Origin of the sequence: Lentzea kentuckyensis (assembly GCF_002150765.1) — a bacterium.
Lineage (GTDB): Bacteria > Actinomycetota > Actinomycetes > Mycobacteriales > Pseudonocardiaceae > Lentzea > Lentzea kentuckyensis.
Genome location: NZ_MUYM01000166.1, coordinates 1 through 1,128, shown reverse-complemented (window position 1 = coordinate 1,128; position 1,128 = coordinate 1). Strand labels below are relative to the sequence as shown.

General features: G+C 72.1%; 2 protein-coding genes. One reads left to right on the top strand and one right to left on the bottom strand.

Annotation, left to right across the window (positions count from 1 at the left end; all coding sequences use genetic code 11):
• Positions 1-334, bottom strand: a 334-nt coding sequence (locus B0F77_RS50315; protein WP_425435823.1) for a Gfo/Idh/MocA family oxidoreductase, incomplete at its 3' end; no start/stop codon positions are given.
• A 38-nt stretch (positions 335-372) separates the two neighbouring features.
• On the opposite strand from B0F77_RS50315, the gene B0F77_RS44690 reads away from it, so the two are divergent.
• The coding region (locus tag B0F77_RS44690) for an ROK family transcriptional regulator (RefSeq protein ID WP_086669134.1) at positions 373-1,128 on the top strand (756 nt) is incomplete at its 3' end.

Sequence of the window (1,128 nt, the reverse complement as noted above, 5' to 3'; positions counted from 1 at the left end):
TCGCCGCGGCCGCGGCGACGAGTTCCGCACCCTCGGCCGAAGTCGGTGCGAACGGCTTGTCGACGACGACCGCGACGCCCTTGTCGATCGCGCGCCGCGCGTACTCGACGTGCGTGCGGTTCGGGGTGGCGACGACGATCAGGTCGAGGTCCAGTTCGAACAGCTCGTCCGCCGTCACGATCTTGGCGTCCGGGTACGCCGCGCGGGCCTGCGCCTGCCGCTGCGGGTTCGCCGTGACGATCGCGACGAGATCCATGCCCTCGGTCGAGGAGATCAGCGGGGCGTGGAAGACCCGTCCCGCGATGCCGTAGCCCAGCAGTCCGACTCGTGTCATGCTTCTCATTAAAGCAACGCTGTTGCATAATTGCGACCGTGGACCTCACCTCGCTGCGTTCGCACAACGACCGGACGGTGCTCCGGCTGGTCCGGTCCGGTGCGCTGAGCAGGGCGTCCATCGCCGCGGAGGCCGGACTGACGCCGCAGGCGGTCTCGAAGATCGTGGCGCGGCTCATCTCCGCCGGCCTGCTGGAGGAGACCGGCGCGGTCCGTGCCGGTGGCCGCGGCAAGCCCCGGATGTCGCTGCGGCTGGCCGCCGGCGGGGCCTGCGCGTACGGGGCTTACGTCGACCGCGACGAGCTGCGGGTGGTGAAGCTCGACCTGACCGGCGAGGTGGTGTCGGCGTCGGTCGTGCCCTTCGCGCCGATGTTCACGCCGTCCGACGTCCTGGACGCGCTGGCGCCGTTGATCTCGGTTGAGGAGAAGGTGCTCGGGCTCGGCATCGGGATCGCGGGCCCGCTGGAGCACCGCGACGGGGTGGTGTCGCCGAACGGCCTGCCGGGCTGGTCCTCGGTGCCGCTGCGCGCTCTGGCCGAGGAACGGCTCGGGCTGCCGGTCGTGGTGGACAAGGACACCAACGCGGCCGTGGTCGCCGAGGCGTGGCGAAGGCCCCTCCGGGACGCGGCGCTCGTGTTCGTCGGCACCGGCCTGGGTGTCGGGTTGTTGCTCGGGGGAGAGGTGCACCGCGGGGCGCGGTCGGGCGCGGGCGAGTTCGGGCACACCACGATCCAGCTCGACGGCCCGCTGTGCGTGTGCGGGCGGCGGGGATGTGTCGAGGCGGTGCATGCCGCC